This window comes from Methylobacterium sp. WL6 (assembly GCF_008040095.1).
Lineage (GTDB): Bacteria > Pseudomonadota > Alphaproteobacteria > Rhizobiales > Beijerinckiaceae > Methylobacterium.
Genome location: NZ_VRVH01000405.1, coordinates 1 through 3,283 on the forward strand (window position 1 = coordinate 1; position 3,283 = coordinate 3,283).

Here is a 3,283-nt window from a genome sequence, read left to right on the forward strand (position 1 = left end):
GCGCTGCACCGCGGCGCCGGCCCGCGCCGCCTCGCTCTCCGCTTCGAGGGTGCGGGCGTGGATCAGGTTGTCCTTGAACACCTGGATCGCGGCGGCGATCGCGCCGACCTCGTCGCGGCGCCCCCGGCCGGGCACCGCCACGGTGGCGTCGCCCCCGGCGATCCGCCCCATCGCGGCGATGATGCGGTCGAGCGGCCGGGCGATGCCGCGCATCACGAAGGCGATGCCGCAGAGCGCGCAGAGCAGGGCGCCGGCGCAGACCGCCACCGTGAGCCGCAGGGCGGAGTCGTAGCTGAGGGCGGCGTCGGCGGAGGCGGCGTCGCCGCCCCGGTCGTTCAGGGCGGAATCCGCGTCGAGCACCTTCAAGGCCGCGTCCAACGGCATCCGCGAGCGGTCGAAGGCGGCGACCATGCGTGCCCTGTCGCCGTCCCGCGCGGCGGGGACGAGCTGGCTGCGCAGGTCGAGATAGGCGGCCCACTGCCCCTTGAAGCCGTCCCACAGGGCGGCCTCCTCCGGGCTCGAGATCAGCGGCTCGTAGGACGTCACGGCCTTCGCGATCGCCGCGAGGCGGGTGGCGCCGACCGCGTCGAGCTCCGCCGGCGGCTCGGCCGCCAGGACGTAGCGCGCGTCGACGAGGCGGAGGCGGGCGGTGGCGTATTTCAATTCGCCGATCCAGCGCACGCTCGGCAGCCAGTTCGTCGCGATCTCGGTCGCGCTGGCGTTGACGGCGCGCAGCTTGGAGGCGGCGAACAGGCCCTGCCCGGCGATGCCGACGGTGAGGATGCCGATGACGCCGATCAGCGCGGCCTTGATGGTCAACCGCATGATGGGACGGTCCTCGGATTGTGCGACTCAGGTCATCCTAATGCGAAGGACTTAAATGACGCTGAATTCGAGCACGCGCAGGTGTTTGTCCTCGCTTCCTGGAAGATCTAAATTCAGGAGTGAAATAGAGGACGATAGCTCAACTGCTGGTGTGCAATTTTCCGGGCTGCAAGAATGCCGCGATCGCGACCGCCGCGATCGCGGCCGCCGCCCATCTCAGGCGCGTCGCAGGCGCAGCCCGAACAGGTGGAGCAGGCCCGCGAGCAGGCCGCCGTAGATCGCCGCGCCGACGATCCCGAGGAGCGCCAGCACCGCGATCTCGCGGCCGCGCGGCAGGGCGGGCACGACGGATTCCGCCAGCGGCAGGCCGTAGACCGCCACCAACGCCAGGCCGGCGCAGGCGAGCGCGACGCCGAGCACCGTGAGGCCGAGCGTGCGCCCTGGCGCGGTCCAGCCGCGGCGCCAGGCGAGGGCGACGAGCAGCGCGAGGTTGACCCACTGGCTGATCGCGGTGGCGAGCGCGAGCCCGGCGACGCCGTAGGGGCCGGTGAGCCAGAGCTTGAGCACGACGTTGACGGCGATGGCGGTGAGCGAGGCCCAGAGCGGCGTCCGCGTGTCCTGCCGGCTGTAGAAGCTCGCCACCGCCGAGCGCACCAGCACCACCGCCGGCAGCGCCAGCCCGTAGGCGGCCAGCACCGAGGCGGCCCGCGCGGCATCCTCGGCCGAGAAGGCGCCGCGCTGGAACAGGGCGGCCATGGTCAGGCCGGGCAGCGTCAGGAAGGCCACCGTGAACGGGGCCGAGAGCGCGAGCGAGAACCCGGCGGCGCGGTTCTGGGCGGCGTGCGCCCCGGCGACGTCGCCGGCCGCGATCCGCCGGCTCATCTCCGGCAGCAGCACCGTGCCGGCGGCGATGGCGATGACGCCGAAGGGCAGCTGGTAGAGCCGGTCGGCGTACCACAGGGCCGAGACCGCGCCGGTCGGCAGCCAGCTCGCGATGATGGTGTCGGCAAACGTCGCGATCTGGAACCCGGCCGCGCCGATCACCGCCGGCCCGAGCACGGTGAAGAACCGGCGCATCGCCGGATCGCGGACGGCCGGCGCGGTGAGCCGCGGCGCGACGCCGGCCCGCCGGCAGGCCCACCACAGCAGCCCGAACTGCAGCACGCCCGAGACCGCGACGCCCCAGGCGGCGGCGTGCGCCGCGTCGGGGAACAGGAAGGCCAGCGCGAACGCCGCCAGCATCGCGAGGTTCAGCAGCACCGGCGCGCCCGCCGCCACGGCGAAGCGGCGCTGCGCGTTGAGCACGCCGGAGAGCAGCGTCACCAGCGTCATGAACAGCAGGTAGGGGAAGGTGATGCGGGTGAGCGCCACCGCGAGGTCGAAGCGCTGCGGATCCTGCGAGAAGCCCGGCGCCAGCGCCCGCACCACCCACGGCATCAGCGGCAGCGCGAGCGCCAGCAGCGCGATCTGCACCGCCAGCATCAGCGTGAAGATCCGGTCGGCGAAGCGCTGCGCCGCGCCGTCCGCGCCGGCCTCCGACAGCCCGGCATAGGCCGGCACGAAGGCGGTGTTGAACGCGCCCTCGCCGAAGATCGCGCGGAAATGGTTCGGCAGGCGGAAGGCGACGACGAAGGCATCGGCCATCGGCCCGGCCCCCATCACCGCCGCCATCACCACGTCGCGGCCGAAGCCCGTGACCCGCGACACCAGCGTCCAGCCCCCGACGGAGAGGATCGCGCGGATCACCGGTTCGTCCCGAATGCGAGTGCCGTCACGCCGCCCACCGTTGCTGAAGCCCGGCGGAGGCTTACGGTCGCGGCCGCCGGCAACGCAAGCGTGCGGCCGCTAGGGCCCCGTCACGCCAGGGTCTCGCCGCGGATCGGCAGGCGGCGGTGGCGCTGGCCGGTGGCGTGGTAGACCGCGTTGGCGATCGCCGCGTTGACGCCGATGATGCCGAGCTCGCCCAAGCCTTTCAGGCCGAGCGGGTTCACCTTCCGGTCCTCGTCGGGGACGAACAGGACCTCGATCTCGGGCGTGTCGGCCGCGGTGGGGACGAGGTATTCGGCGAGATCCGCGTTGCGGTAGTGGCCCCGGTCGAGCACCGTCTCCTCCAGCAGCGCCGAGCCGAGGCCCCAGATCATGCCGCCGGCGAGCTGGCTGCGGGCGGTCAGCGGGTTGAGGATGCGCCCGGCCGCGAACGCCCCGAGCAGGCGCGAAACCCGGATCTCCCCGGTCTCGGCGTGGACGCGGACCTCGGCGAACTGCGCGCCGAAGGCCCAGGACAGGCGCTCGCCGTCGCTGCTGAGGGTGATGTGGCCGGCCCGCAGCGCGTCGAGGCTCTTCGCGCCGCCGCCCTCGGGGACGAACTCGGCCAAGGTCTCGATCCCGGCGGGGTCGAGCCGGGCGACCGCCTCGTCGAGCGCCACGCCGCCGCCGTCGGCCCGCGCCAGCCGTCGGC

At 73.5% G+C, this 3,283-nt stretch carries 3 protein-coding genes; all 3 read right to left on the minus strand.

All coding sequences use genetic code 11. The annotated features are described in order from the left end of the window. Window positions 1-825: MCP four helix bundle domain-containing protein (locus FV230_RS26330; RefSeq protein WP_147844483.1), on the minus strand; the 825-nt coding region annotated here is incomplete at its 3' end. 216 nt (window positions 826-1,041) lie between these two features. Further along, a complete protein-coding gene (gene murJ / locus FV230_RS26335) occupies window positions 1,042-2,571 on the minus strand; it encodes a murein biosynthesis integral membrane protein MurJ (RefSeq protein WP_147844484.1) in 1,530 nt (509 codons plus the stop codon). A 110-nt stretch (window positions 2,572-2,681) separates the two neighbouring features. Further along, window positions 2,682-3,283, minus strand: a 602-nt coding sequence (locus FV230_RS26340) for a molybdopterin cofactor-binding domain-containing protein (RefSeq protein ID WP_147844485.1), incomplete at its 5' end; no start/stop codon positions are given.